We start from the raw sequence: 26,646 nt of genomic DNA, 5'->3' as shown, positions 1-26,646 counted from the left end.
CTTTACCCGGTAAACACCGTCCGAGCTAGGGCATTGATGCTTACCGCTCGCCGCGAGGTTTCCGTTTGAAAGCTGCCATCATCAAAAAATACCGCCTGATCATCAAGACCATGGGCTATGTAGGCTGGGCACTGTTCTGGCTGTTGCTCTGGGATATCGCCGTCACCGTGGACTTCATGCTGTTCCTCAACAGCAAGATCAACCTGCCGCTGATGCCACTGACGTTGCTCGGCTCGGCGCTGGTGGTATTGATCAGTTTCCGCAACAGCAGCGCCTACAACCGCTGGTGGGAAGCACGCACCTTGTGGGGCGCGATGGTCAACAATTCCCGCAGCTTTGCGCGGCAAGTACTGACGCTGCTGGATGACCCGAACAATGAGGTCAACCCGATAAAGTCGACGTTGCTGCGCCGTCACGTGGCGTATGTGAACTGCCTGGCGGCACACTTGCGAGGCCAGCCTTGCCCGGAGGAAATCCGCGCGTTTCTGCCGGCCGACGAATTCGCCCGCAGCACCAGTACCAATAACTTTTCCAACGACATCCTCAACGGCTCCGCTGCCCTGCTGGCCCAGGAATACAAGGCCGGGCGCCTGGACAGCATTCGCCTGGCGCGACTGGAATCGACCCTGGTGGACTTGTCCAACAGCCAGGGCGGCATGGAGCGCATCGCCAATACGCCGCTGCCCTACCCTTATGTGTATTTCCCACGGCTGTTCATCTCGCTGTTCTGCCTGATCGTGCCGGTGGGCCTGGTGGAATCCCTGGGCTGGTTCACCCCGCTGGCCTCCACGGTGGTGGGCTTTATGCTGCTGGCCATCGAGCGCATCGGCACCGATCTGCAAAGCCCGTTTCGCGACAGCGAGCATCAGATCCAGATGGAAGCCCTCTGCGAAACCATCGAGAAAAACCTGCAGTCGATGCAGCGTGACTCACTGGGGGGTGAGCGGATCCGTTGAGCCTTGCCGGGCCATTAACAAAAAAATCCAGCCAACGGTGAATTATTCAGTGTCCGCATGTATCTGACCAAAGAGCACGTGCCATTAAAACAATGGCAATGAAATGGACCAGGGCTGAGTAATTCCCATGAAATCACGCAAGAAAACCGTCAATCCCATTGGATTGGATGACATCACCATCGTCGACGACGCCAAGATGCGCAAGGCGATCACCGCCGCTGCGCTGGGCAACGCCATGGAATGGTTCGACTTCGGCGTATACGGCTTTGTCGCCTATGTACTCGGCAAGGTGTTCTTCCCCGAGGCATCCCCCAGCGTCCAGATGATCGCCGCCCTGGCGACGTTCTCGGTGCCGTTCCTGATTCGCCCGTTGGGCGGCCTGTTCTTCGGCCGGCTGGGGGACAAATACGGCAGGCAAAAGGTCCTGGCGGCGACCATTGTGATCATGTCCCTGAGCACCTTCGCCATCGGGCTGATTCCCTCCTACGACTCGATCGGCATCTGGGCGCCGATCCTGTTGCTGCTGGCCAAGATGGCCCAGGGCTTCTCGGTAGGCGGTGAGTACACCGGCGCGTCGATCTTCGTCGCCGAGTACGCACCCGACCGCAAGCGCGGCTTCCTCGGCAGTTGGCTGGACTTCGGCTCCATCGCCGGTTTCGTTCTCGGCGCCGGGGTGGTGGTGTTGATTTCGGCGGTGATCGGCGAAGAGGCGTTCCAGTCCTGGGGCTGGCGCCTGCCGTTCTTCCTCGCGCTGCCGCTGGGCATGATCGGGCTTTACTTGCGTCACGCCCTGGAAGAGACACCCGCCTTCCAACAGCATGTGGAACAACTCGAACAAGGCGATCGCGAAGGCCTGGCCGGTGGCCCGAAAGTGTCGTTCAAGGAAGTCGCCACCAAGCACTGGCGCAGCCTGATGACCTGCGTCGGCGTGGTGGTGGTGACCAACGTCACGTACTACATGCTGCTCACCTACATGCCGAGCTACCTGTCCCACAACCTGCACTACAGCGAAAACCACGGCGTGTTGATCATCATCGCGATCATGGTCGGCATGTTGTTCGTGCAACCGCTGATTGGTTTCGTCAGCGACAAGATCGGGCGCAAACCCTTCATTCTCGTCGGCAGCATTGCACTGTTCTTCCTCGCCATTCCGGCGTTCATGCTGATCAACAGCGGCAAGCTCGGGCTGATTTTCTCGGGGCTGCTGATCATTGCGGTGGTGCTCAACTTCTTTATCGGGGTGATGGCGTCCACCCTGCCGGCGATGTTCCCTACCCACATCCGCTACAGCGCGTTGGCCAGTGCCTTTAACATCTCGATCCTGATTGCCGGCCTCACGCCGACCGCCATGGCCTGGCTGGTGGAGACCACCAACAACCTGTACATGCCGGCCTACTACCTCATGGTGTTCGCCGTACTGGGGCTTTTCACCGCCCTGACCATGAAGGAAACCGCCAACAAACCCCTGCGCGGCGCGGCGCCGGCGGCGTCGGATATCGAGGAAGCCAAGGAGCTGCTGCAGGAGCACGAAGACAATATCGAGCAGAAGATCGAAGACATCGACGCGCAAATCGCCGAGCTGGAAGCCAAGCGCGAAAATCTGGTGCAGCAGCATCCACGCATCAACTGACGCAACATATTTAGAAACGAATAGACGGTGAACTAACGCGCAAGCAGCAGGCTCCTTCCTTAAGCGCAGTCAGCGCGGCCCTGATGAGCCTCATCAGGGCCGCTCAACGATAAGGAGCCGCCCGTGACCGTCACCACCGCCCTCACCTACCGCTGCACGCCTGGCCCGCTTCACGCGACCTTGCTTGCCGGTACCGTTCCGCTGTTTCTCGGCGCCCTGCTGAGTGACATTGCCTACTACCAGACCTACCAGATCCAATGGAGCAACTTCGCCGCCTGGCTGATCGCCGGCGGCCTGCTGTTCTGTGGGCTGGCGGGGTTGTTTGCACTGGTCAACCTGCTGCGTGCCGACCGCAAGGCCGGTCGCCCCACGGTGTACTTCCTGCTGTTGCTGGTGACCTGGGCACTGGGCCTGGTGAATGCCTTTGAACATGCGAAAGATGCCTGGGCCGTGATGCCTTCGGGCCTGGTGCTGTCTGCCGTCGTGACCCTGCTGGCCTGCGTGACCACGTGGGTCGGGCTGACCAACCTGCGTTCCGGAGGTGCCCAATGAAGCCTTCCAGCACGCTGACCGTTTTAAGCATGGCGATGTTGTTGAGCGCATGTGGGGGCGAAGCCGACAGCACTCAGGCTCGCGGCCCCGACCCCAAACTGCCGGAACCCCAACGCGGCCTGTTGCCCAGCATGAAGATCGCCGAACCGGTGGCCTGGGGTGAGCAGAAACCCACCGTGCCCGAGGGTTTCAGCATCACGGCCATCGCCACCGACCTGCGGATCCCGCGCCAGACCCTGGTGCTGCCCAACGGCGACATCCTCGTTGCCGAAGGCCGGGGCGGCAGCGCAGCGAAACTCAAGCCCAAGGATGTGATCGCCAGCGTGATCAAGGCCGAGGGCAACACCAAGGTCAAGGGCGGCAATCGCCTGACCCTGCTGCGGGATGCCGACGGTGACGGCACCTACGAGTTGAAAACCGTGTTCGCCGAAAACCTCAACGCGCCCTACGGCCTGGCCTTTGCCGACGGCAAGCTGTACGTGGCCAATCAGGATGCGCTGGTGCGCTTCGACTACGAAGACGGCCAGACCAAAGCCGGCGGCCCGCCCACCACCGTCACCGAGCTGCCCGCCGCGATCAATCATCACTGGACCAAATCCCTGGCGATCAGCCCCGATGGCCGCTCGCTGTATGTCGGCATTGGGTCCAACAGCAACATCACCGAACGCGGCATGGAGGTCGAGATCGACCGGGCGATGGTCTGGCAGATCGACGCCGCCACCGGTGCCCACAAGCCTTATGCAACCGGCTTGCGCAACCCGACGGCATTGACCATTCAACCGGACTCCGGGCAGGTGTGGGCGGTGGTCAACGAACGGGATGAACTGGGCCCGGACCTGGTGCCGGATTACCTGACCTCGGTGCGCGAAGGCGAGTTCTACGGCTGGCCCTACAGCTATTGGGGCCAGAACGTCGACACCCGCGCCCAACCGCAGAACCCGGCCAAGGTCGCCGCCGCGATCAAGCCGGATTACAGCCTGGGTTCCCACGTTGCCGCACTGGGCGTCGACTTCTCCATCCCGGCCATGGGCGAGAAATACGCCGACGGCGTCTTCGTCGGCGAGCACGGCAGCTGGAACCGGGATAATCCGGTGGGCTACAAGGTGATCTTCGTGCCGTTCAGCAATGGCCGGCCTGCCGGTGAGCCCCTGGACTTCGCCACGGGTTTCCGTGGGGACGATGGCAAGACTCGCGGGCGGCCGGTGGGGGTCACGGTTGATCCGAAGGGTGCGCTGATCATTGCCGATGACCTGGCCAACACCGTGTGGCGGGTGACGCGCAATAAATAAGGCCTGAAGCGGCCAACGTGGTTGCCTTCCCGGGGAGCGCGGCGGTACCTTCGCCGCACTCACGAACAGGAAGGTAACCGCAATGCCAGACACCACCGACAACGGCTTCTACGATCGCGCGGACGCGCACATCGAGCTGTCCAACGAGCAGTTCAGGGCGTTCGCCGACCTGGGCAAAGTCAGCGCCTCGATGATGTTCGGCACCACACGCTTCAATGCCTGGGTCAGCGCACGCAGTTTTAAATCCGGCGAAGAAATGGCCCAGGCCCGTGAGGCGATGCTGAAGTATTTCTGTGATCAGTACCGGATGATGCTTGAAGATAATATTGATGATCACATCAACAATTTCAGCAAGTACATGCTGATCAAGGCACCTGAATAAGCCGGTTTTTTTCCGCTTAAGGAGAGGTCAATGTCACCAGGTACTTTCCTGAATTCACAGGCTTCCCTTGGCCATCCACCAATGTGTATTGCTGCTGGTAATAAGGCCCCGACCGCCCGCTGTCGGCGACCAGTTTCACGCTGACGGCGCTGTGATCAAGGGCAGTGACCGAGCTCACAGGTTCCACGTTACGGACGCTGATGGCGCTGCCGCGTGCCAGGCTCGGACAATTGCTGAGTTTTAATCCGTCCGCCATGGTCAGCGGCGTGCAAGACGCCTCGACAATGCTGCCGTGAAAGTTAATGACTCCCTGCCCCACCGGGCTCGCGGCCATGCAGGCACCGGACAGGCTGAACAACAGGCCAACATGGATTGCAGACATTCTCTTGATGCGCATGCCGATACTCCGGGGGTGATAAAGCCTATGCCCCGGGATATCGGCCGAGCAGCAGGTTATTTTAAGATTTGTCTGATGTTAGAAGCTGTTTTTCCAAAGACTTTGGAAATATCAGTGCCCGCCAACCGCAGGCTGGCCGTGGACCCGGCGCCCCGGTTTGAAGCCATGGTTGCGAGCAGCCCACGTAATCGCAAACCCCACCGCCAGCAACACCAACATTGCCCAGGGGAAAGAAGCCACGCCCCAGGTATCCAGCAACACGCCACCCACCACGCCACTCCCGGCAATCGCGCTGTTCCAGGCCACCACATTCAGCGACAGCGCCACGTCCGCACCCTCCCCGGCTGCGTCCGCCAACGCGGTTTGCAACAGCGTTGCAGCGCCACCAAAACTCAAACCCCAGACCGCCACGCCGAGGTAAATAACGCCCGGCACTTGCGCGAGAAAACCGAACGCCAGGCACGTCGCCGCAAAGCCCGCCAGGCTGACCAGCACCGTCTTGCGCAACGCCACATCCACCAACCGGGCGGTTACCCAAATCCCGAGCAGCGCCGCCACACCAAACACCAGCAGCACCAGATCCACCCGATCGACCAAGCCCGCCGGGGCCACGAAGGGTGCGATGTACGTGTAGAGAATGTTGTGGGCGAGCATCCACGCAATCACCACCGCCAGCACTGGCCGCACACCCGGCGTGGTCAGCACTTTACGCAGCGGCATACGCTGATGGGCCGCCTGGCCGGGATAGTCCGGCACTTTCACCAGCACCCAGACAATCAACACCAGGGTCAGCGCCGACATGATCCCGAACGTGGTGCGCCAGCCCACCAGCCCACCCAGCCAGGTGCCCAGCGGCACGCCGAGTGACAGGGCAATCGGCGTTCCTACCATGGCCAGCGCCAACGCCTTGCCCTGTTGATGCGGTTCAACCATGCGCCGCGCATAGCCGGCCAACAAACTCCAGGCCAGCCCCGCTGCCATCCCCGCAAGGAACCGCGCCAGCAGTGTCAGCCCGTAGTGGGACGACAGCGCGGTGATCGAATTGAACAGCAGAAAACCGACGATGGTCAGCAGCAGCACATTGCGTCTGCGCCAGCCGCGGGTGGCGATGGTCAACGGGATCACCGCCAGCACTGAACCCAACGCATAGGCGGTAACCATCTGCCCGGCCATGGACGGTGAAATAGCGAGGCCGTCACTGATCAGCGGCAACAGGCCTGCCGGCAGGGTTTCAGTGACGATGCAGATAAAACCGGTCATGGCCAGGGCGAGCAAGGCGCCGATGGGCAAGCGGTCGGGAACGGCGTCTGCCGATAAGGTGGTAGAGGGGGTCACAGGGAAACTCCTTGAACAAGAGGACTTAAATACCGATCGATATAAATGTTGGGCGCACCACCCGGCGTTGTCAACGACTTATGTATCGACTAGTATTTATCTCATCACCCGAGAGGATTCCCCCATGGCGCAGATGGGCCGCCCCCGCACTTTCGACCGCGACCAGGCCGTGGAACAGGCCATGCACCTGTTCTGGGAGCATGGTTACGACGCGACATCCCTGAGCCAGTTGAAAAGCGGACTGGGTGGCGGCATCTCCGCGCCGAGTTTCTACGCGGCGTTCAGCTCCAAGGACGCGCTGTTCCAGGAGTGCGTGCAGCGTTATCTGGCGACGTTCGCCCAGGTCACCGAATGCCTGTGGGATGACAGCCTGCCACCGCGCCAGGCCATCGAGACCGCGTTGCGCCAATCGGCGCGCATGCAGTGTGAAGAGGGGCACCCCAAAGGCTGCATGGTGGCCCTGGGCGTGATGAGCGCGCCCTCCCCCGAAAACGCGCGAGTGACCCATGCGCTGACTCAGTCGCGGGAGCGTACAAGGGCGGGCATCGTGCATTGCGTCGAGCGTGGCATTCGCGCAGGCCAGTTACCCGCCGAGACCAACGCCCGTGCGATGGCTACGGTCTACGACAGCTTCCTGCAAGGCGTGTCGATCCTGGCCCGGGATGGCGTCGACGCTGATGCCATCGATACGGCCATCGGCCAACTGATGCTGACCTGGGATTTATCCGCCGCTACAGCGCCGCCCATTCGGCGCGATGCTCCAGCAGAAAATCCACAAACGCCCGCACCCGATGGGGCACATAGCGGCCGTGGGGATACAGCAAGGTAAACGGCCGCGAACGCCCGCCGTAAGGCTGTAATACCTCCACCAGGCTGCCGTTGGCCAACTCGTCCTCGACGATGAATTTGTAGGTCTGGAACAACCCTGCACCGTGCTTGGCCAGGGTTACGCCACCCAGCACGTCGTCAGAGCAGCTGTAGCCTGCTTCCCCGGCAAACTCCCGCTCCTTGCCATCGACCTGGAACAGCCAGGAAATGCGCCGCCCGTTGCTCGGCAATTCGTACTGGATGCACTCATGGTCCGGCAAGTCCTCCAGGGTTTGGGGCGTGCCGGCACGCTTCAGGTACGCCGGCGTCGCGACCACCACCAGCTTGGCGTCTTCCAGCAACCGCGCAATCAGCGTCGAGTCCGGCTGGGCACGCACGCGGATGGCCAGGTCATAGCCTTCGGCGACGAAATCGATGTTGCGGTTGCTGATGTGGATATCCACGGTGACTTGCGGGTACAGCGCACGGAATTTCGGCAGCAGCGGCAGGATCCGGTGATGGCCGTAGGTGGTCGGGATGCTGATGCGCAACAGCCCGGACGGCACCGATTGGGCGCCCATCATTTCCTGCTGGGCTTCCACCAGTTGCGTGAGGGCCTGGCGGCATTGCTCAAAAAACGTCCGGCCGCCATCGGTCAGGCGGATGCTGCGGGTGGTGCGTACAAACAACCGGGAACCCAGGCGCTCTTCCAGCCGCGAGATGCTGCGGCTCACCGCCGCCGGCGTCACGCCCGCCACCTGGGCGGCGGCAGTAAAGCTGCTGGCCTCGGCAGCCAGGCAGAACAGCTCGATGCTGCCCAGCTGCAAATCTTCGAAATGGCGCTTCATGATGGATTACACCGGGTATCTGCTTGGGGGCTCACCCGCTCTATTTATCAGCAAGGGCCGCATAAATATAGGGGTCCTACCTGGCCCGTGCTTGCTTTCACTCCACGCACACCGCCCACAACTTCCGTGGCAATGCTCCGTCGTTGCACCTTGCGAACTCCATCAACAACCAGCCGGTCGTGGTCAACCGATCACCGAATACCGACCGTGGTTCGCAGATCGACTCCCTGCAAAAAGGCGTGTATTTCCAGGACCAGATCAAGTTCGACGAGGCCACCACCTCGCGCGCAGGGTTGGTGTACAAGGCTGACAACGGCCTGGCACCGTACCTGAGCTACAGCGAATCGTTCTTCCCGGTAGCGGGTGTGAGCAAGGCCGGGCAAGTGTTTGTGCCCACCGAAGGCAAACAGTACGAGTTCGGTGACTCACCGCTGGTAGGCCAACAACGGCTCACTCAGCGGTTCGGGGCGTCAGGCATATGGCGTTGGGGGCGGTGATTGGGGGCATATCCGTTGGTTTTGTTACGGCTACTATTGGTTCCGCTCTTACAGCGGCTCACTTTTGAAAAGCGCAAAAGTAAGCAAAACGCTCTTGCCCCACCACTCGGCACCTCGCTTGGGCTCGGTGTGCCCTCAGCTCCGGCAGCACGAAGCGGGCCGCCGCGACGGGGCGTCCCTGCCCCGTCGCGGCTAAACCGGCGTCCTGCCGGTTTACCCGCTCCGTACTGCCTACGTTCGGCCAGCGTGGTTTAACGGGGCGCCTAAGATCAAGATCAAAAGCAGATCAAGGGCACAGCGGCCTACAGGCCGGCTTGAGTGTGGTGAAGCAAAGGGCAACAGCAAAATCAGAAGCTAAAGCGGGCACGGTCCAAATGTGGGAGCGGGCTTGCTCGCGAAGGTCGTTAACGATGACGCGGGCATTCTGGATGAACGCGGCGTTCTCAGGTTTTTCGCGAGCAAGCCCGCTCCCACAGAAAAGCAGCCCTGCTTTCGCTCTGGATCTTGCCTCTGCTTCACCACACTCAAGCCGGCCGGGAGGCCGCTGTGCTTTTGCTTTTGATCTGACTGCCCCATTCAGCCCGAGGCCGAACGCAGGCAGTGCGGAGCGGGTAAACCGGCAGGACGCCGGTTTAGCCGCGCCGGGCCATGGATGGCCCGTCGCGGCGGCCCGCGGAGTGGTGCCGGAGTGAGGGAACACCGAGCCTAGGCGAGGTGCCGACAGGCGGGGCAGAGCGTTTTGGTTACTTTTGCGCTTTTCAAAAGTGACCCGCTGTAAGAGCGGAACCCTAAGTAGCCGTTACCTAAATAACGGATATACACTCAAAACAACAACCGCGAAAAATCACAACACTGCACCGCCAACTGCGCCACATTCTGGTTCAAGCCAAACTGCCGATCTCCACGATGCAACGCCACATACCCAACCTTGGGCAGCGCCGGTTCCGTCTCCAATGCGCGTAATTCTCCGCGCTCGATCAAATGCGACAAGCACGCCTTGGGCAAGTAACTCACCCCCACCCCCGACAGCGCGAGCCCGACCTGCACCAGCAAGTTATGGCTGGTCAGCTTACGCGGCATCTGCACAGCATGCGCCGCCAGCCAGCGCTCATAAAGCAGGCCCGTCCCGGAGTGCGAACCCTGGGTCAGCACCGTGTACCCCGCCAACGCCTCAAGCCCTACCGGATCAGGCTCACTGACCAACCACGGGGCGCACATCCAGGCGTTTTCCACACTGCCCAACGGCGTGCTCAGAAACCGCGAATCACTGTAGGCATCGGGCACGATCACCAGGTCCAGTTCATCACTCTCCAGCTTGCGAAACAGCTCGCTGCTCAACTCCACCGACGGCTCGATCTGCACTTTGGGATACGCCTCACGCAACGCTTCCACCAGCGCCGGCAACCAGGTGAAAGCCGTCAATTCCGTCACCCCCAGGCGAAACCTGCGCACCAGCACTTCACGGGTACTCACCCGCTCCAGCAAGTAGTCGCGACGCTCCAGCAGGTCCTTGGCGTAGTCGAGCAACTCGGCGCCTTTTTCGGTCAGCCGGGCATTGCGTTTGCTGCGGTCGAAAATCTCGACATCGAAGGTTTCTTCCAACTCCTGGATGCGCTTGGAAATCGCCGACTGCGACATGTTCAGCTTGTTCGCCGCGGCCTCGAAACTGCCCAGCTCGGCAATCCAGTACAACGCGTCGATTTGCTTGAACGTGATCATCGGCCACCTCCCATGAGAAAAAGCGATCCTATCAGATAATAAAATATCGCTAAAACTGTATGTTCATCACTCCTAAGATCTAGCCACAGACCCATAAGATCAATCGGAGTTACAGCCATGTCCTTGCCCGGTTTCCGCATCCTCCCCAACCCACCGCTGGCTTCTGCCGAAGTGCTTGAAGCCTTCACTCACGTGGTCACCCCGCACATCAGCGACAACCTCGGCCGGCACATCGGCGCCCGCGGGCTGAACCGCTACAACCGAACCGGCAAGCTGGTGGGCACCGCGCTCACGGTGAAAACCCGCCCTGGCGACAATCTGCTGATCTACAAGGCATTGAGCATGCTGGAGCCCGGCCACGTGCTGGTGGTGGACGCCCAGGGCGACACCAACAACGCGGTGATCGGCGAGTTGGTCAAGCTCTACGCCCAGCAACGCGGCTGCGTGGGGTTTGTGATTGACGGGGCGATCCGGGATGTCGCGAGCTTCGAGGACACGCCCTGCTACGCCCGCAGCGTGGTGCATTGCGGGCCCTACAAGACCGGCCCGGGGGAAGTGAATGTGCCGGTGTCCATCGGCGGCATGCTGATCAACCCGGGGGATGTGCTGGTGGGTGACGAAGACGGCCTGGTCGCCTTCTCCCAGGCCGACGCCGCCGAAGTACTGCGCAAGGCGGCTCAACACGCGGCCCACGAAGAGGAAGTCAAAGCCGAAATCTCCAGCGGTGCGGTGCACCAGAGCTGGATTGACAAGGTGCTGCAGCAGGCCGGCCTGGCAGGTTGAAGGGGAACATCATGAGCACTGCATTTCTCTCCGATCGGGTGCTGGGCATTGCGCCCTCCCCGAGCATCGCCGCCAACGCACTGGTCAGCGAACTGCGCGCCCAGGGCCGGGACATCGTCAACTTCACCGTGGGCGAACCGGATTTCGATACGCCCGCGCATATCCTCGAAGCAGCCAGCGCCGCGATGCGCAGTGGCGACACCCACTACACCGCCACCAGCGGCACCCTCGCCCTGCGCCAGGCGATCTGCCTCAAGCTCAAGCGTGATAACCAGCTGGACTATGGGCTGGACGAAGTGATTGCCGGCTGCGGTGGCAAGCACATCATCTATCACGCCCTGGCGGCGACCCTGAATCGCGGCGACGAAGTCATCGTGCACACGCCGTATTGGGTGTCGTACCCGGACATCGCACGGCTGAATGACGCGACGCCGGTGATCATTCCCGGCGATGAGTCACTGGGGTTCAAGCTGTCGCCGCAAGCCCTGGAACAGGCGATCACCCCGCGCAGCAAATGGGTGATCCTCAACAGCCCGAACAACCCCAGTGGCGCGGTGTATAACGAAGCCGAGCTGTTGGCCCTGGCCGAGGTGCTGCGGCGTCATCCCCACGTGCTGATCATGGCCGACGAGATCTACGAGCACTTTGTCTACGACGCTGCCCGCCACGTGTCTCTGACCCGACTCGCACCGGACCTGAAACCGCGCACGCTGATCGTCAACGGCGCCTCCAAGGGCTATGCCATGACCGGTTGGCGCCTGGGTTTCGGGGCTGGCCCGGCGTGGTTGATCGCGGCCATTGCCAAGCTGCTTTCGCAAACCACCACCTGCCCCAGCTCTCTCAGCCAGGCCGCGGCGGTTGCCGCCTTCGCCGGCGACCAGGCGCCCATCGCCGGGATGCGCGAGGTGTACCAGCAACGCCGTGAACGCATGCTGGGCCTGCTCGAAGACATCCCCGGCGTGAGCTTCACCCCGCCGGATGGCGCGTTCTACGTGTTCGCCAACGTCGCCGGATTGATCGGCAAGACCACCCCGCACGGCGAGCGGATCGACAGCGACACACAACTGGCCGAGTACCTGCTGCGGGAACACGGCCTGGCCACCGTGAGTGGTGCGGCGTACGGCATGTCGCCGTATATCCGGCTGTCGTTCGCCAGCTCGCTTGAAGTGATTGAAGAAGGTTGCCGTCGCCTGAATGAAGCGTGCCATCGATTGCGCTGACGGATACCCGCCCCACCCGGCGGCCACGGACGGCCGCTCATTGACTGCCTAGAACAACACTCATAATCATTGATATAAATGAGGCACTCCCATGCACAAGCCCCGCATCGCGCTGGTCTGGCAAATCCTGATCGGCCTGCTCGCCGGCATCGCCATCGGTGCCCTGCTGCACCGTTTTCCCGAATCCCGGCCGTGGCTGGTGGACAACCTGCTGCAACCGGCGGGCGATATCTTTATCAAGCTGATGAAGATGATCGTCGTGCCCATCGTGTTTGCCTGCATGGTGGTGGGCATTGCCGGGCACGGTGACGGTAAATCCCTGGGACGCATCGGGGCCAAGTCCCTGGGCTATTTCTTCTGCATCACCACGTTGGCGATCATCGTCGGGCTGGTGATGGGCAACCTGCTCCAGCCGGGTGCCGGCACCGAACTGGCCAGCCTGAAAGCCAGCGCCGTGACCTTGCCCACCAGCAGCACCGGTGGCGGCCACAGCCTGGGGCAGATCATTGTCGGGATCATTCCGGACAACGTGATCAACGCCATGGCCCAGGGCAGCTTGCTGTCGGTGCTGTTCTTCGCGGTGATGTTTGGCCTCGGGGTTTCGCGCTTGCCGGCCGAGCGCAAAGACCCGGTGATTGCCTTGCTGCGCGGGGTGTCGGAAGCGATGTTCAAGGTGACGTCGATGATCATGGCCTACTCGCCTATCGGCGTGTTCGGGATGATCGCAGTCACCGTGGCCAACTTCGGGTTCAGTTCGCTGCTGCCGTTGGCCAAGTTGATCATGGTCAGCTACGTGTCGATTGCGTTCTTCGTGCTGGTGGTACTCAACCTGGTGGCGCGGCTGTGCGGGATCAACCTGTTTGCGTTGATGCGGCATATCAAGGATGAGCTGATCCTGGCGTTCTCCACCGCCAGCTCGGCGGCGGTAATGCCGCAACTGATGAAGAAGCTCGAAACCTACGGCGTACCGCCTTCGCTGGTGAGCTTTGTGGTGCCGGTGGGGTATTCGTTCAACCTGGACGGTGCGTCGCTGTTCCTTGGGATCGGCACGCTGTTCGTAGCGCAGTTGTATGGCATCGACCTGAGCCTGGGCGACCAGGCCCTGCTGGTGGTGACCATGGTGCTGACGTCCAAGGGCGCCGCCGGGGTGCCGGGGTTCATGTTCGTGATCCTGTCGGCGACCCTGGCGAGTGCGGGCTTGCCGTTGGAGGGCATCGCCTTCATCGCCGGGGTGTATCGCCTGATGGAAATGCCGACCACCGCATTGAATGTGCTGGGCAATGCCCTGGCACCGCTGGTGATCGCCAAGTGGGAGCGCCGTGAAGGCACCGCAGAAACCCGTGGCGAGGGAGCTTGCTCCCGCTGGGCTGCGAAGCGGCCCCAATAAGCATCCCGCATTCTTTCAGGCAGAACGTGGGCGCAGGTTTTGGGGCTGCTGCGCAGCCCAGCGGGAGCAAGCTCCCTCGCCACAAGGGCGGATGGGTCAGTCTAGGTCCGACGCCTCATGCCGCTCGCGCAGTTGCTCTGACGGCTCGCCCGACACGCGGTTGACCCGGCGCCCACGCTGCACCGCCGGCCGCGCTTCGATGGCATCGGCCCAGCGCAGCACGTGCGTGTAATCCTGCACCGAGAGAAACTCCCCCGCCTCATACAAGCGGCCTTTCACCAGGCCGCCATACCACGGCCAGATCGCCATGTCGGCGATGGTGTACTCATCCCCGGCGATGTATTCGTGCTCGGCCAGTTGCTTGTCCAGCACGTCCAGTTGGCGTTTGGTTTCCATGGCGAAACGGTCGATGGCGTATTCGATCTTGGTCGGCGCGTAGGCATAGAAATGCCCGAAACCACCGCCCAGGTACGGCGCGCTGCCCATCTGCCAGAACAACCACGACAGGCACTCGGCGCGGGCCGCCGGTTCGGTGGGCAGGAACGCACCGAACTTCTCGGCCAGGTACTGCAGGATCGCTCCGGACTCGAACACCCGAATCGGCTTGGGCCCGCTGCGGTCCAGCAGCGCGGGAATCTTCGAGTTCGGGTTCACGCCGACGAAGCCGCTGCCGAACTGGTCGCCGTCACCGATCTTGATCAACCACGCATCGTATTCCGCGCCCTTGTGCCCCAGGGCCAGCAGCTCTTCCAGCAGGATCGTGACCTTCTGGCCATTGGGCGTTGCCAACGAATACAGCTGCAACGGATGACGGCCTACCGGCAATTCCTTGTCGTGGGTCGCGCCGGCAATGGGCCGGTTGATGCTGGCGAAGGTGCCGCCGTTTTGGGTTTTCCAGGTCCAGACTTTTGGCGGTACGTAATCAGTCATGCCACTACTCCTTGGATTCAATGTTCACAACAACTAACTAACTGACTGTAGGAGCGAGCTTGCTCGCGAAAAACTCGAGAGCGCCGCGTTTAACCTATAAATACGCATAATCGTTAACGACCTTCGCGAGCAAGCTCGCTCCTACAGGTTCTTTTGGGCCAGTTGGGCCATATTCCAGCCGCCACCCAAGGCCTTGATCAGCCCTACGTTGGCGCTTAACTGTTGAGTCTGTAGATCCAGTACAGTTCGCTGTGCCTGCAACGACGCTACCTGCGCCGTCACCACATCCAGGTAGGCGGCGCCGCCCTGGCGATAGCGCGCCAGGGACAAGTCCTCGGCGTACTGCGCGGCAGCGGCGGCATCGCGCTGGTCAACCAGGGCGGTGTCGAGCCCGGAGATAATCGACAGGTTGTTCTCCACCTGCTCGAACGCGGTCAACACTACACCACGATACTTGGCCGCGGCTTCATCAGTTGCCGCCTTGGCACTGTCGACGCCGGCCTGGCGCGCGCCGCCATCAAAAATCGTCCCCACCAGCGACGGGCCAATGGCCCAGAAGATGTTGGGCGCACTCAACAAATGCGCGAACTCATCACTCTGGAAACCGCCTTGGGCACTCAGGGTGAGGGCCGGGAACCACGCGGCTTTCGCGACGCCTATGCGTGCGTTGGCCGAGGCAATCCGGCGCTCGGCAGCGGCGATATCCGGCCGGCGCTGCAACAGCGTAGACGGCACACCGGTGGGCACGCCGGGCAAGGCGATGTCCGCAACGCTGGGGGCAATCGCGTAGGTCGATGCGGACTCACCCAGCATCGCCGCTATCGAGTGTTCGAGCACTGCACGCTGCACCCGGTTCTGGCTCAGTTGCGATTTGACCGTCGACAGTTGGGTACGCGCCCGCGCCACGTCCAGGCCGGAAACGATACCGCCGCCGTGCAAGCCTTCGGTCAGGCTCAGGGCCTTGGCATAGGCATCGCTGGTTTCCTGCAGCAACTGGTCTTGCCGGTCGATGCCGCGCAGGCGGATATAGCTGTCGGCCAACTGTGCCTGCAAACTCAAGCGCACCGAAGCCAGGTCCGCCTTGGCGGCCTGGGCATCGCTGGTGCCGGCGGCAACGGTGTCACGCACGCGGCCCCAGAGGTCGACTTCATAGTCCAGTTCCACGCCCACGGTGCCGGAGTCATAGACATTCGGCGGGCTGGCCGAGCGCAGTGGACGGGTGTCCGACTGGCGAATGCGCTGAGCATTGCTGGAACCGATCAGCTTCGGAAACAGCCCGGATTGCGCCTGAGCCAAAAACGCCTGGGCCTGGGAATAGTGAGCCAGTGCCGCGCTCAAGTCCGGGTTGTTTTGCAGCAACTGCTGCTCCATCCCATCCAGTTGCGGGTCCTTGTAGATGTGCCACCAACCGTCGCGACTCGCTTGGTCGTTCGGCGTGCCGACGGTCCACGGGCCCCGGGTATGGAACTGCGCGGCCACGGGGACCTCCGGCACGTCCAGCGGCGGCGCCAGGTGGCAGGCGCCCAGACCCAGGGTCGCGACCAATACCAGGCAAATGCGCTTAGCCATGGGGTTTGACCTCTGAAGTGTTGGCGGCCAGCTGCACCGAATCGTCGTCGGCCAGGCCGTCGGGCGGGGTGTCGATCACCCGGTCGGTGGCGACGAGGCCACTGCCGATTTCCACGCTGTCACCAAAGTCCCGAGCGATGGTCACGGTCTTGAAGTGCACGTGATTGTTCGCATCGAGGGTCGCCACACGCATGCCTTTGTCATCGAACACCAGGGCGCTGGCAGGCAGGCGCAGCACGTCGGTCTGCACCGGCAAGGTGAACTGCACGCTGGTGTAGCCGCCCGGCAATAGGCGGCTGCCGGGGTTGTCCACCAGCAATTGCACCAGGGTGCTGCCGGACGCGGCATTCACCGCATCGGCAGTGGCGATCACCTTGGCGGTGAAGGTTTCACCGCGATATTCCGGCACGCTCAGACGCGCCACGGTGCCGACCTTGATCTGCGGCGCCGACGACTGCGGCACCTGAACATACACCCGCAGGCGGCTGACATCGGAGACCGCGAACAGCTCTTTGCCAGTGGCACCACCGGCACTGATCAACGCACCCACATCGGTGGAGCGCGCGGTGACCACGCCAGCGAACGGCGCAGTCAACCGCTGGAAGCCCTTGGTGGCAATCAACTGGTCCACATTGGCCTTGGCCGCGACCACTTTGGCCTGCTTGGCGGTGAGGTCGCCGGTGCGCTCATCCACGTCCTGGCGCGACACCGAATCCGAGGCCAGCATCGCCTGCCAGCGCTTGGCGGTGGTCTGTGCCAGCGACTCGTCGGCCTGGGCGGAAGCCAGTACAGCCTTGGCTTGCAGCAGTTGCTGATCGAGCTCCGGCGTGTCGATTTCGGCCAGCAGTTGCCCGGCCTTTACGTGGTCGCCGATGTCGACGTTCCAGGTCTTGAGGTAGCCATTGACCCGGGCAAAGATCGACGCCCGTGAATACGCCTCAAGGCGCCCCGGCAGGTTCAGGATCGGCCCTTGGGGCTGCACGCTTGGGGTGATCAGGATCACGCTGGGCAAGGCCTGGGCATCGGTCCAGGTTTTCAGGTCGCGGGATTCGCTGGCGCGCACGCCGATGCCGAACACCACCACGGCGACCAGCACTACCAGCCCCAGCATCAGCCAGAGCAGACCACGGGATTTACGGCGGGGCGAACCCGGATGGGAAACGGAAGTGGACATGTCAAACCCCTTGAGTGGCGGTGGTCGCAAGCGTGGCGTGCTGACGCCGCCCGTGCACAAGACTGAAAATCAGCGGAACCAGGAACAACGTGGCAATGGTGGCGAAGGCCAACCCGCCGATGACCGCACGGCCCAGCGGGGCGTTCTGTTCGCCGCCCTCCCCCAGGCTCAGGGCCATCGGCGCCATACCGATGATCATCGAAATCGCGGTCATCAATACCGGACGCAGACGGGTAAAGCCGGCTTCAAGCGCCGCCTGCACCGCATCCCCGTGCACCGCCAGGCGTTCACGGCAGAAGCTCACCACGAGGATCGCGTTGGCGGTGGCCACCCCCATGCACATGATCGCCCCGGTCAAGGCCGGTACCGACAGCGGCGTGTGGGTGATAAACAGCATCCACACAATGCCCGCGAGCGCCGCCGGCAAGGCGGTGATGATCACGAACGGGTCAGCCCAGGACTGGAAGTTGACCACGATCAACAGGTAGATCAGCACCACCGCGCCGAGCAGGCCAAACAGCAAGCCGCTGAAGGCCGCGTTCATGGTTTGCACCTGGCCCTGCAACAGCACTTTGGAACCGGTGGGCACCTCGCTGGCGTGGGCGGCGATGATCTTCTGGATGTCGGCGGCGACGGCGCCGAGGTCGCGGCCCTGGACCGCGGTCAACACCTCCACCACCGGCTGGATATCCGATTGGGTCACTACCGAGTTGCTGTGGCTGCGGTCGATGGAGGCCAGGCCGCCGAGGGTCTGGTCCGCTGCCACACCGGCACTGCCGCTCAACGGCAGGTTATGCAAGGCGGCCAGGGTGTCGAGGCCGTATTGCGGGGTTTGCATCACAATCGGGTAGGACACGCCGTTGGCCGGGTTGAGCCAGAACGTCGGCGCCACCTGGCTGGAACCGGCGAGGTTAACCACCAGGCTGTTGGTCACGTCGCGCTCGTTCAGGCCCACCAGTTGGGCTTGGGTACGGTCCACATTGATATTGAAGGTCGGCAGTTGCCGCGACTGCTGGATACGCGCATCCACCACACCCGGCACCCGCCGGATTTCCCGCAGCAACGTGCTGGCATAGGTGAAGTTGGCTGGCAGGTTATTGCCGCTGACTTGCACATCCACCGGCGCGGAAGACCCGAAGTTGAGGATCTGCCCGACGATATCCGACGCCGGGAACGAGAACACCGCATTCGGGAATTCACGGGGCAGTCGTTCCCGCAGTTCGCGCATGTATTCGGCGGTGGGGCGATGGCCCTCTTTCAGGCTGATCTGGATATCGCTGTCCTGGGAGCCGACGGTGCCGGTGTTGTTGTAGGCCACGTTGATCCCGCTGATGGCCAGGCCGATGTTGTCGACGATGGCCGCCAGTTCCTGGGGCTCGATCACTTTATGAATGGTGTTTTCGATCTGCGACACCAGCCGCGCATTGCTCTCGACACGTGTGCCGATCGGTGCACGCACATGCAGCAGGATCTGCCCGGAGTCGACCTCGGGGAAGAAGTTGCGGCCGAGAAACGGCACCAGTGCAAACGACACGGCAACAAACGCCAGTAGCGCGATCACCACGATACGGCGGTGATGCAAGGCACTCTCCAGTGCCCCGTGGTAAACCCCGCGAAACGCTTCAAACTGGCGCTCGAACCCGCGCTGGAATTTCACCAGCGGGTTGCTCGACGGCGCAACCACCGGCGTGCCGTCCGCATGATGTTCGTGAGGCTTGAGCAGGTAATTGGCGAGGGTCGGCACCAGGGTTCGCGAGAGGATGAACGAAGCGATCATCGCGAAGATCACCGCTTCCGCCATCGGCACAAACAGAAAGCGCGCCACGCCTTCCAGGAAAAACATCGGCACGAACACGATGCAGATACACAGCAGCGACACGAACGCCGGCGTGACGATCTGCGCCGCACCGTCGAGGATCGCCGTCTCCACCGGCTTGCCCTGCTCCAGGTGCCAATTGATGTTCTCGATGGTCACCGTGGCGTCGTCCACCAGAATCCCCACGGCCAATGCCAGGCCGCCGAGGGTCATGATGTTGAGGGTTTCACCGAGCGCCGACAGCGTGGCAATCGACGACAGGATGGCCAGCGGAATCGAGGTGGCAATGATCACCGTGGAGCGCCAACTGCCGAGGAACAACAGGATCATCAGGCTGGTCAGCGCCGCTGCAATCACCCCTTCACGGGCCACACCGCTGATGGCCGAACGCACGAACAGCGACTGGTCGCCGATCAGGTCGATGTTCAGGTTGGGCGGCAACGCGCCTTTGTTGTCGGCCAGTTTGTCCTTGATGCCGGCGATCACCCCGAGGGTCGAGGCCGAACCGGTCTTGAGCACCGGCAGCAACACGGAACGGTTGCCGTTGACGTGCACGATGTTGGTCTGCGGCGGGTTGCCGTCGCGTACGGTGGCCACGTCACGAATCAACACGGTAGTGCCGTCGGCGGTCTTGATCGGCAGGTTTTCCAGGTCGTGGAAATCCGTCGGCGAGTTGTTCAGTTGCAGGTTGAACTCGTAGCTGCCGATCTTTTGTGTGCCTATCGGGGTGATCAGGTTCTGCGTGGCCAGGGCGGTGGCCACGTCTTGCGCCGACAGCCCGCGGGCCTGCATCTGCGCCGAGTCGAGGTCGATCTGCACCTGGCGGGTCTTGCCGCCAAACGGGTATGGGAGTGCCGCACCGGGCACCGTGGTCAGCATCAAGCGCACGGTGTTGAGGCCCAGGTCACCGAGTTTCTGTTCGCTGAGGCCTTTGCCGGACAACGCCAATTGCACGATCGGCACGGTCGAGGCGCTGTAGTTGAGAATCAGCGGCGGCGTGGTGCCCGGTGGCAATTGACGCAGGATGGCCTGGGACACCGAAGTCATTTGCGCGTTGGCGGTACTGATATTGACGCCTGGCTGGAAGTACACCTTGACGATGCCGAAGCCGTTCAACGACTCCGCCTCGATATGGCGGATGTCGTTGACCGTGGTGGTCAGCACCCGCTCGAACGGCGAGGTGATCCGGCCGGCCATCTGATCCGGAGGCAAGCCGGTGTACTGCCAGATCACGGCAATCACGGGGATGCGAATTTCGGGGAAGATGTCGGTCGGGGTACGCCCGGCCGCGAGCGGGCCCACAATCAGAATGAAAATAGCCAATACCAGGAAGGTATAGGGGCGCCGCAATGCGATGCGCACAAGGCTGAGCATAGGTGTGATCCAGACAGGAAGTTGAACACTGAAGGAGGCACTGAACAGTGCTTCCCTCCTGCCTCGCCCGTCTGTGATCCGGGCCAACTGCGCTGACATCCGGTCAAAATAGAGGCATATGCCACGATATAGCGTTTAGAGGCATACGCAACTAATTTGTTGCTACATGTGTCAATATTCATCTTGCCGGATTAACGTTCGGTTAACCCTTGATCTGTAGCGAGTGATCAGCCTGTGAAATGCGCACCACCCGGCCTGAATAGTCCCAGTACCTGCTCTAACGGCGCCGTGCGTCGTGCGTCCCGGCGGATGGCGCAAATCTATGATGAGGCGTTTTTGCCGTTTGGGCTGAAGGCCACTCAGTATTCGTTGATGAACCACATTGCCAATGGGGACGCGCCGAAAATGCGTGATTTGGCGCAATCGTTGGTGATGGATTTGTCGGCCCTCGGGCACACGCTCAAGCCGCTGGTGCGGGATGGGTTGGTGGTGTTGCAGGTGGATGAGTTGGACCGCCGCAGCCGGCGGGTGCTGTTGACCGACGCGGGGCAGCGTAAGTACGAGGACGCGCGGGTGGTGTCCAGGCAGATGGCGGTGCGGTTTGATGAGGTGTTTGGGGCTGAGGCGGCTTGCGAGTTGCGCAAGGCCATGGACTTTATTGCGTCGGATGAGTTTGCTCGGGCGTTGTTGGGTTAGGGGGCATATCGGTTATTTAGGTAATGGCTGATATGGGTTCCGCTCTTGCCGGCATTACTCCGCGGGCCGCCTAAGATCAAAATCAAGAGCGGGCACAGTCAAATGTGGGAGCGGGCTTGCTCGCGAAGGTCGTCAACGATGACGCTGGCATCCTGATTCAACGCGGCGTTCTCAGGTTTTTCGCGAGCAAGCCCGCTCCCACATAAAGCAGCTCTGCTGTTGATCTGCGGGCCCCGTTAACCACGATTGATACGCTTGACCGCCCCCTGTGTTTTTCCAAAAGTCATGAAAGACACTTGCCTGAGACTCAGCATGAACGAAACACTCGAAGACATTCTGACCAAAGACCTGGCCGTGATTTTCTGCGGCATAAACCCTGGCCTGAAGGCCGCCGCCACCGGGCATCACTTCATGGGCAGGAGCAACCGGTTCTGGCGCACGCTGCACCTGGCCGGGTTTACGCCCCATGAAGTGCAGCCGGAAAACGACCGCACGATTCTGCAGTACCAATGCGGGCTGACCACGGTGGTGGAGCGGCCTACGGCCCGGGCGGATCAGTTGTCAGCGGATGAATTCAGGGCAGCAGCGGTGAGTTTTGAACGCAAGATCGCACGTTATGCGCCACGGTATGTGGCGTTTCTGGGAAAGGCAGCCTATAGCGCGTTGAGCGGGCAGAAGCAGATTGCCTGGGGGCTTCAACCGCACACCCTGGGGCATGCGGCTGTGTGGGTTCTGCCCAACCCCAGCGGCAGAAACCTTGGGTTTACGCTCGACCAGTTGGTGCAGGCATACCAACAATTAAGGCGGGCAACACTCAGTCCCGATTAGGACTCAGCTTCTCCCACAAAAAGCTGTAGACCAGCGCACTCATATGCGCAGCCTGTGCATTGTCCGCCGCTCCGCCGTGCCCACCCTCGATATTTTCGTAGTACGTCACGTCCTTGCCGGCGTCGATCATCTTCGCCGCCAGCTTGCGGGCGTGGGCTGGATGCACCCGGTCATCGCGGGTAGAGGTCAGGAAAAACACCGGTGGGTAGGCCTTCGCCGGATCGAACAAGTGGTACGGCGAAAACGTCTGGATATACGCCCACTCTTCAGGCTCGTCCGGATTACCGTATTCCCCCATCCACGACGCTCCGGCCAACAAGAGGTGGTAGCGCTGCATGTCGAGCAGGGGCACCTGGGAGACGATTGCACCGAACAGTTCAGGGTATTGGGTCAGCATATTGCCGACCAACAGACCACCGTTGCTGCCACCCTCCGCGCCCAGGTGTCGGGGTGAAGTAATCCCGCGATCGATCAAGTCTTGGGCCACTGCGGCAAAATCTTCATAGGCGCGCGGACGGTTCTGCTTGAGTGCTGCCTGGTGCCAGCGAGGGCCGTATTCACCGCCACCGCGAATGTTGGCAACCACGTACACCCCGCCCTTCGAGAGCCAGGCGCGGCCTGCCTTACCGGAGTAATACGGGGTCAGGGAGTATTCAAAGCCGCCGTAGCCATAGAGCAAGGTCGGCGCCGTGCCGTTGCGCGGCAGGTCTTTGCCGAGCACCAGGAAATACGGCACACGAGTGCCATCCCTGGAGACCGCGAAGTGCTGTTCGATCACGTGCTGGCTGGAATCGAAAAAGGCCGGCAGGGTTTTCAGCACCTCGGGCGGATGACCGATCTCGGCCAGCGATAAGGTGGTCGGCGTCAGGTAGTCAGTGGTCACCAGCCAGACGGCATCACTGTCGTCGCTGTCCACTGCGCTGGCATCCACCGTCCCCATGCTCGGCGCCCCGGTGAACGGGCGGTGCTGCCAGCCGCTCGCGCCGGGGGTGAGGACGCTGAGGCGGTTCTTGACGTGGTCAAGGACGTTCAGCACCAGATAATTCAGCGTCCAGAAAAACCCCGCCAGCGAGGTGCTGTCCGTAGGAGCGAACAGCACGTCGAAATCCCGCTGGCCTGCCATGAAGCGATCAAACCGGATCGCCAGCAACGAGCCGGCCACAAACACCTCATCAAGCGCCCAGTCCTCCCGCAGTTCCAGCAGCAGCCAGTCTTTGTACACCGACTTTTCCGCCGAGTTTGGCGCGTCGATTTTACTTAACTGGCCGCCGTTGCCCCGCAGGTACAGCTCGTTGTTGTAGAACGCCAGCGTGCGGCTGACGAAGTCACGCTCATAGCCCGGCGTATCATCGTGCATCGCCGCGATGTACATATCATCCAGCGTGCCTTCGTAGACAATACGGGCGGCACTCATCGGCGTACCACGCTGCCACTGTTTGACGATGCGCGGGTAACCGGAGCGGGTCATCGTCCCTTCACCAAAATCGGTGAAGACATAGACGTTGTCACGGTCGATCCAGCCCAGGCCACCCTTGGACTCAGGCAACTGGAAACCGTCTTCGACCCAGGTCTTGCTGGCCAGATCAAACTCCCGGGTGACACTCGCATCCGCCCCGCCTCGGGACAACGCCAGCAGGCAGCGCTGGTAGTCCGGGTGCAAATAGTCAGCACCGTGCCATACCCAGTTTTCGCCTTCGGCGGCGTTCAGTGCATCAAGGTCCAGCAGCGTTTCCCAGGCGGGCTGAGGCTTGCGGTACTCCTCAAGCGTGGTGCGACGCCACAGGCCCCGCGGGTGAGCGGCGTCCATCCAGAAGTTATAGTAATAGGCGCCGACCTTGTCGACGTAGGGGATATTGCTGTCCGAGTCCAGCATCTCCAGTACATCGGCTTTGATTTGCCGAAAGCTATCGGAGCGGGCGAGTCGGTCTTCGGTCTTGAGGTTCTGGGCCTGTACCCAGTGCATCGATTGCTCGCCGTCGACGTCTTCAAGCCATTGGAAAAGATCAGGGGTGATTGCGGGAAGTGTGGTCATGCTCGACTCCTGTCGACAAACAGCCATGGATAGCACGTAGGGGGAAAAGTTTGAACGTCTTTTTCAGTTGGGCGAGCCGGGGGGCAGGCATCTCACCCTTCGACAAACAGCCAAAGCACGAGGGGAAAAGTTTGAACGTCTTTTTCAGTTGGGCGAAGCCGGGGCATAAGGTGGAGCGCCATCAAGACTTGAACCGCCCTGGCGGAACGCTCAGGCTGAACCACGATCACCCGGCTGTGCGGGCTATGACCTAGTCGTAGTTGAAATACAGTCGCGGGAGCCTGGGGATTGTGCGAAGGCTCGATCACTCTGAGCCTTCAGGCGGCATCAGTATTTCCAGGTCACGGAGGCCACGACGTTGCGCGGTGCCCCGTAGCTGGCTGTAGACGCACTGTTGTACAGCGATAACAAATATTTGCGGTCGGTAACGTTGTTCAGATTTACGGACGTACTCCAATTGCTGTCAATGTCATAGCTGGCCATGAAGTCGAGCAACGCATAGGCGTTTTGACGGATAGCACTGTTGGTGTCGTTTTCCACCGCGCCCTGCCAACTGACCCGCGTGCCGACTTTGGCCTTGGGCATACCCGGCAGACGATAAGTGAGCATGCCCCGCACGCTGTGGGTCGGCACATATTTGCGCGCCTTCTCTCCGTCGTCATTGTCGATGCGCACGTACGTATAACCGGCGAGCAGATCCAGGCCAGGCAGCGCTTCGCCGGAGGCTTGCAGCTCGATGCCGTGGCTCTTGTAATCCATCGGGTTGTAGACCTGCCGGCCCTCGACCAAACCGGCGTACTCCGCGACATTCTGCTGCTGGGTCTTGAACGCAGCCGCGGTCACGTTGAGGCGGTTATCCAACAGACTGCCCTTCACACCCGCCTCCATGCTTTTGCCTTCCAGAGGTGCAAGCAATTTCCCGTCGACACCCAGGTTGTATTGCGCGCTGTAGATTTTCGTCCAGCTGCCATACACGCTCCACTGATTGCTCAGGTCGTAGACCAGGCCGGTATAGGGCGTGACCTTGCCGTGCGCGCGGGTGTAGTAGTCGGCGCCATAACTGTCGCCGGAAGCATCCAGGCTGATCATCCGTGCGCCAGCGATCCAGTGCAGGTTATCCGCCAGGCTGAACCGCGCACCGGCGTAAACGCTTTTCTGGGTGTCGGTGAAATTCTGAGTGTTGCCGTCACTGGTAAATACGAACGACGGATGCGCCAGGTTCCCCGCCAACACCTGCGAGAACGATGCATCGTAATAACCGGATTCGGCCGCATCGTACTCTCGAGCCTTCTGGTGGGTGCGGCCATAGGCGGCACCGACGGTCAGTTCATGCTCGCGACCAAACAGGCTGAACGGTCCAGAGACCTGCGCCTCGCCCAGCAACTGATGGTCCTCGCTGGTGGTGTTGGCGGCAAACACCGAGGCGTCATCACCTGAAACCCCGGCGACGTACAGCATGTTGGTGTCTTGCTTCTCGACGATCCCCGTCGCCGTGACCGTGGCGTTCCAGCCATTGCCAAAGTCATGCTTGAGCTCAGTAAACATGCGCTGGGTACGCAGGTTCCAATAGGTCCAGGGCTGGCCGATGCTGGAGCTGCGGCTGCCATAGTGGATGGCGTTGCCGTTGTTATCCACCAGCGGCAGGTTGCCCCAGGTGCTGGCGTTGGAGTTGCTGTCATGCTGGGAAAAACCCACCGTCACCGTGTCGGCATCAGACAGATCGAAGGCCAGCAGGCCAGCGGCGACATTACGCTCGTGGCTGTAGCGATCCATCCAGGAATTGCCCTTGTCGTGGGAATAGATGAAGCGGCCACGGACGTTGCCGGAGTCCGTCAATGGCCCGGCAACGTCCACGTCTACGCGACGGCCGTCCCAGGAACTGACGCTGGTATCGACTTGCGCCTGGAACGTGTCGGTCGGGCGTTTGCGCACGAAATTGACCGTGGCCGACGGGTTACCGGCACCGCTCATCAAGCCGTTGGCGCCATGCAAGATGTCGATTTGTTCGAACTCGGCCAAGTCCTGCTCACCGATCAGTGTGGTGCCCACGAACGGCATGCCCACACCGTCGTATTCAAAGTTGTTGATGTCGAAACCGCGGGAAGTGAACTCCGTACGATCGGTTTCGGTTTGCTCCACGGTCACTGAGGGCGCGGAGCGCAGCGCGTCCTTGATACCCGTAATCTTGAAGTCGTCGAGTGCTTGCCGAGTGATGGTGGTCACGGCCTGCGGTGTCTCCTTGTCCGTCAGACCCAGGCGGGTCGTGCTGGATGCCGGACTGCCCTGGTAGCCGTCGCTCGGCCCGTCAGCGCGTTCACTGCTTCCATCGATCTGGGTCGCCGGCAGCGTCAAATCTTCTACAGCGTGGGCAAGAGGCATGGCGCTGCATGCACCGGCAAGCAACAGAGTGGCTGGAAAGCGATGT

General features: G+C 61.6%; 22 protein-coding genes. 12 read left to right on the top strand and 10 right to left on the bottom strand.

All coding sequences use genetic code 11. The features are described from left to right. Positions 1-65 precede the first annotated feature (65 nt). The 5 genes from NVB75_RS30085 (at position 66) to NVB75_RS30065 (ending at position 4,809) form a co-directional block, all read left to right on the top strand. Positions 66-956 carry a bestrophin family protein gene (locus tag NVB75_RS30085; RefSeq protein WP_258344617.1) on the top strand — a complete coding sequence of 297 codons (891 nt, stop codon included), beginning with the start codon at positions 66-68 and terminating at the stop codon, positions 954-956. Between the two features lie 127 nt (positions 957-1,083). After that, positions 1,084-2,586, top strand: a complete 1,503-nt coding sequence (gene proP / locus NVB75_RS30080) for a glycine betaine/L-proline transporter ProP (protein WP_258344616.1) — start codon at positions 1,084-1,086, stop codon at positions 2,584-2,586. Between the two features lie 123 nt (positions 2,587-2,709). After that, entirely contained in the window at positions 2,710-3,138 is a 429-nt protein-coding gene (locus tag NVB75_RS30075) for a DUF2231 domain-containing protein (RefSeq protein WP_258344615.1), read from the top strand. Continuing rightward, the gene (locus NVB75_RS30070) at positions 3,135-4,427 is read left to right on the top strand and encodes a sorbosone dehydrogenase family protein (protein WP_258344614.1); all 1,293 of its coding nucleotides are present in this window, start codon (positions 3,135-3,137) and stop codon (positions 4,425-4,427) included. Before NVB75_RS30075 ends, NVB75_RS30070 begins: the two co-directional genes overlap by 4 nt. Positions 4,428-4,509: 82 nt before the next feature. Further along, positions 4,510-4,809: a DUF3144 domain-containing protein gene (locus NVB75_RS30065; protein ID WP_258344613.1), complete on the top strand. Its 300-nt coding sequence runs from the start codon at positions 4,510-4,512 to the stop codon at positions 4,807-4,809. A 16-nt stretch (positions 4,810-4,825) separates the two neighbouring features. Here NVB75_RS30065 and NVB75_RS30060 read toward each other — a convergent pair whose 3' ends face one another. Both NVB75_RS30060 and NVB75_RS30055 read right to left on the bottom strand, forming a co-directional pair. After that, positions 4,826-5,206 (bottom strand): type 1 fimbrial protein, encoded by a 381-nt coding sequence (locus NVB75_RS30060; protein WP_258344612.1) that lies wholly within the window; start codon positions 5,204-5,206, stop codon positions 4,826-4,828. A gap of 111 nt (positions 5,207-5,317) precedes the next feature. Then, on the bottom strand, positions 5,318-6,541 hold the full coding sequence (locus tag NVB75_RS30055) for an MFS transporter (RefSeq protein WP_258344611.1): 1,224 nt from the start codon (positions 6,539-6,541) through the stop codon (positions 5,318-5,320). Positions 6,542-6,665: 124 nt separating this feature from the next. Here NVB75_RS30055 and NVB75_RS30050 point away from each other — a divergent pair, with 124 nt between their 5' ends. Then, complete coding sequence (locus tag NVB75_RS30050; RefSeq protein WP_258344610.1) at positions 6,666-7,370, top strand: TetR/AcrR family transcriptional regulator; 705 nt, start codon at positions 6,666-6,668, stop codon at positions 7,368-7,370. On the opposite strand, the gene NVB75_RS30045 is transcribed toward NVB75_RS30050, so the two are convergent. Continuing rightward, positions 7,273-8,196 (bottom strand): LysR family transcriptional regulator, encoded by a 924-nt coding sequence (locus NVB75_RS30045; RefSeq protein WP_258344609.1) that lies wholly within the window; start codon positions 8,194-8,196, stop codon positions 7,273-7,275. The two genes, NVB75_RS30050 and NVB75_RS30045, sit on opposite strands and share 98 nt — an antisense overlap. Before the next feature lie 143 nt (positions 8,197-8,339). On the opposite strand from NVB75_RS30045, the gene NVB75_RS30040 reads away from it, so the two are divergent. Continuing rightward, positions 8,340-8,693, top strand: coding sequence for a hypothetical protein (locus NVB75_RS30040; protein ID WP_375378892.1), 354 nt, complete (start codon positions 8,340-8,342; stop codon positions 8,691-8,693). Positions 8,694-9,515: 822 nt separating this feature from the next. Here the strand turns inward: NVB75_RS30040 and NVB75_RS30035 are convergent. Continuing rightward, complete coding sequence (locus NVB75_RS30035; RefSeq protein WP_063031899.1) at positions 9,516-10,412, bottom strand: LysR family transcriptional regulator; 897 nt, start codon at positions 10,410-10,412, stop codon at positions 9,516-9,518. Positions 10,413-10,529: 117 nt separating this feature from the next. On the opposite strand from NVB75_RS30035, the gene NVB75_RS30030 reads away from it, so the two are divergent. The 3 genes from NVB75_RS30030 (at position 10,530) to NVB75_RS30020 (ending at position 13,802) form a co-directional block, all read left to right on the top strand. Next, positions 10,530-11,195: an RraA family protein gene (locus NVB75_RS30030; RefSeq protein WP_258344607.1), complete on the top strand. Its 666-nt coding sequence runs from the start codon at positions 10,530-10,532 to the stop codon at positions 11,193-11,195. 11 nt (positions 11,196-11,206) lie between these two features. Then, positions 11,207-12,415 (top strand): pyridoxal phosphate-dependent aminotransferase, encoded by a 1,209-nt coding sequence (locus tag NVB75_RS30025; RefSeq protein WP_258344606.1) that lies wholly within the window; start codon positions 11,207-11,209, stop codon positions 12,413-12,415. A 91-nt stretch (positions 12,416-12,506) separates the two neighbouring features. Further along, on the top strand, positions 12,507-13,802 hold the full coding sequence (locus NVB75_RS30020) for a cation:dicarboxylate symporter family transporter (protein WP_258344605.1): 1,296 nt from the start codon (positions 12,507-12,509) through the stop codon (positions 13,800-13,802). 96 nt (positions 13,803-13,898) lie between these two features. Here the strand turns inward: NVB75_RS30020 and yghU are convergent, their stop codons facing one another. From yghU to NVB75_RS30000, 4 genes are all read right to left on the bottom strand, one after another. Beyond that, on the bottom strand, positions 13,899-14,732 hold the full coding sequence (gene yghU, locus NVB75_RS30015; protein WP_258344604.1) for a glutathione-dependent disulfide-bond oxidoreductase: 834 nt from the start codon (positions 14,730-14,732) through the stop codon (positions 13,899-13,901). 141 nt (positions 14,733-14,873) lie between these two features. Beyond that, on the bottom strand, positions 14,874-16,301 hold the full coding sequence (locus NVB75_RS30010) for an efflux transporter outer membrane subunit (protein ID WP_258344603.1): 1,428 nt from the start codon (positions 16,299-16,301) through the stop codon (positions 14,874-14,876). After that, on the bottom strand, positions 16,294-17,475 hold the full coding sequence (locus NVB75_RS30005) for an efflux RND transporter periplasmic adaptor subunit (protein WP_258344602.1): 1,182 nt from the start codon (positions 17,473-17,475) through the stop codon (positions 16,294-16,296). The genes NVB75_RS30010 and NVB75_RS30005 overlap by 8 nt, the downstream gene beginning before the upstream one ends. Before the next feature lies 1 nt (position 17,476). Then, positions 17,477-20,665 carry an efflux RND transporter permease subunit gene (locus NVB75_RS30000; protein WP_258344601.1) on the bottom strand — a complete coding sequence of 1,063 codons (3,189 nt, stop codon included), beginning with the start codon at positions 20,663-20,665 and terminating at the stop codon, positions 17,477-17,479. A gap of 309 nt (positions 20,666-20,974) precedes the next feature. On the opposite strand from NVB75_RS30000, the gene NVB75_RS29995 reads away from it, so the two are divergent. Next, positions 20,975-21,361, top strand: coding sequence for a MarR family winged helix-turn-helix transcriptional regulator (locus NVB75_RS29995; RefSeq protein ID WP_258344600.1), 387 nt, complete (start codon positions 20,975-20,977; stop codon positions 21,359-21,361). Between the two features lie 312 nt (positions 21,362-21,673). Continuing rightward, positions 21,674-22,189 carry a G/U mismatch-specific DNA glycosylase gene (gene mug, locus NVB75_RS29990; RefSeq protein ID WP_258344599.1) on the top strand — a complete coding sequence of 172 codons (516 nt, stop codon included), beginning with the start codon at positions 21,674-21,676 and terminating at the stop codon, positions 22,187-22,189. Here the strand turns inward: mug and NVB75_RS29985 are convergent. Continuing rightward, a complete protein-coding gene (locus NVB75_RS29985; RefSeq protein ID WP_258344598.1) occupies positions 22,176-24,221 on the bottom strand; it encodes a prolyl oligopeptidase family protein in 2,046 nt (681 codons plus the stop codon). The two genes, mug and NVB75_RS29985, sit on opposite strands and share 14 nt — an antisense overlap. Positions 24,222-24,548: 327 nt before the next feature. Further along, positions 24,549-26,600 carry a TonB-dependent siderophore receptor gene (locus tag NVB75_RS29980; protein WP_258344597.1) on the bottom strand — a complete coding sequence of 684 codons (2,052 nt, stop codon included), beginning with the start codon at positions 26,598-26,600 and terminating at the stop codon, positions 24,549-24,551. Positions 26,601-26,646 lie beyond the last annotated feature (46 nt).

The sequence above is a fragment of the Pseudomonas sp. CBS genome (assembly GCF_024734645.1).
In the GTDB taxonomy this organism is placed as follows: Bacteria; Pseudomonadota; Gammaproteobacteria; order Pseudomonadales; family Pseudomonadaceae; genus Aquipseudomonas.
Note: the sequence above shows the minus strand (reverse complement) of the source record. Positions and strands in the feature narration are given on the sequence as shown.

What these genes read in the sequence shown, in the direction of transcription:
- NVB75_RS30030 (WP_258344607.1), top strand. Translation starts at nt 10,530, where the DNA reads ATGTCCTTGCCCGGTTTCCGCATCCTCCCCAACCCACCGCTGGCTTCT.
- NVB75_RS30035 (WP_063031899.1), bottom strand. Translation starts at nt 10,412, where the DNA reads ATGATCACGTTCAAGCAAATCGACGCGTTGTACTGGATTGCCGAGCTG.
- NVB75_RS30000 (WP_258344601.1), bottom strand. Translation starts at nt 20,665, where the DNA reads ATGCTCAGCCTTGTGCGCATCGCATTGCGGCGCCCCTATACCTTCCTG.
- NVB75_RS29985 (WP_258344598.1), bottom strand. Translation starts at nt 24,221, where the DNA reads ATGACCACACTTCCCGCAATCACCCCTGATCTTTTCCAATGGCTTGAA.
- NVB75_RS30020 (WP_258344605.1), top strand. Translation starts at nt 12,507, where the DNA reads ATGCACAAGCCCCGCATCGCGCTGGTCTGGCAAATCCTGATCGGCCTG.
- NVB75_RS30050 (WP_258344610.1), top strand. Translation starts at nt 6,666, where the DNA reads ATGGCGCAGATGGGCCGCCCCCGCACTTTCGACCGCGACCAGGCCGTG.
- proP (WP_258344616.1), top strand. Translation starts at nt 1,084, where the DNA reads ATGAAATCACGCAAGAAAACCGTCAATCCCATTGGATTGGATGACATC.
- NVB75_RS30070 (WP_258344614.1), top strand. Translation starts at nt 3,135, where the DNA reads ATGAAGCCTTCCAGCACGCTGACCGTTTTAAGCATGGCGATGTTGTTG.
- NVB75_RS30005 (WP_258344602.1), bottom strand. Translation starts at nt 17,475, where the DNA reads ATGTCCACTTCCGTTTCCCATCCGGGTTCGCCCCGCCGTAAATCCCGT.
- NVB75_RS30045 (WP_258344609.1), bottom strand. Translation starts at nt 8,196, where the DNA reads ATGAAGCGCCATTTCGAAGATTTGCAGCTGGGCAGCATCGAGCTGTTC.
- NVB75_RS30065 (WP_258344613.1), top strand. Translation starts at nt 4,510, where the DNA reads ATGCCAGACACCACCGACAACGGCTTCTACGATCGCGCGGACGCGCAC.
- mug (WP_258344599.1), top strand. Translation starts at nt 21,674, where the DNA reads ATGAACGAAACACTCGAAGACATTCTGACCAAAGACCTGGCCGTGATT.
- NVB75_RS30025 (WP_258344606.1), top strand. Translation starts at nt 11,207, where the DNA reads ATGAGCACTGCATTTCTCTCCGATCGGGTGCTGGGCATTGCGCCCTCC.
- NVB75_RS29995 (WP_258344600.1), top strand. Translation starts at nt 20,975, where the DNA reads ATGGCGCAAATCTATGATGAGGCGTTTTTGCCGTTTGGGCTGAAGGCC.
- NVB75_RS30010 (WP_258344603.1), bottom strand. Translation starts at nt 16,301, where the DNA reads ATGGCTAAGCGCATTTGCCTGGTATTGGTCGCGACCCTGGGTCTGGGC.
- NVB75_RS30060 (WP_258344612.1), bottom strand. Translation starts at nt 5,206, where the DNA reads ATGCGCATCAAGAGAATGTCTGCAATCCATGTTGGCCTGTTGTTCAGC.
- yghU (WP_258344604.1), bottom strand. Translation starts at nt 14,732, where the DNA reads ATGACTGATTACGTACCGCCAAAAGTCTGGACCTGGAAAACCCAAAAC.
- NVB75_RS29980 (WP_258344597.1), bottom strand. Translation starts at nt 26,600, where the DNA reads ATGCCTCTTGCCCACGCTGTAGAAGATTTGACGCTGCCGGCGACCCAG.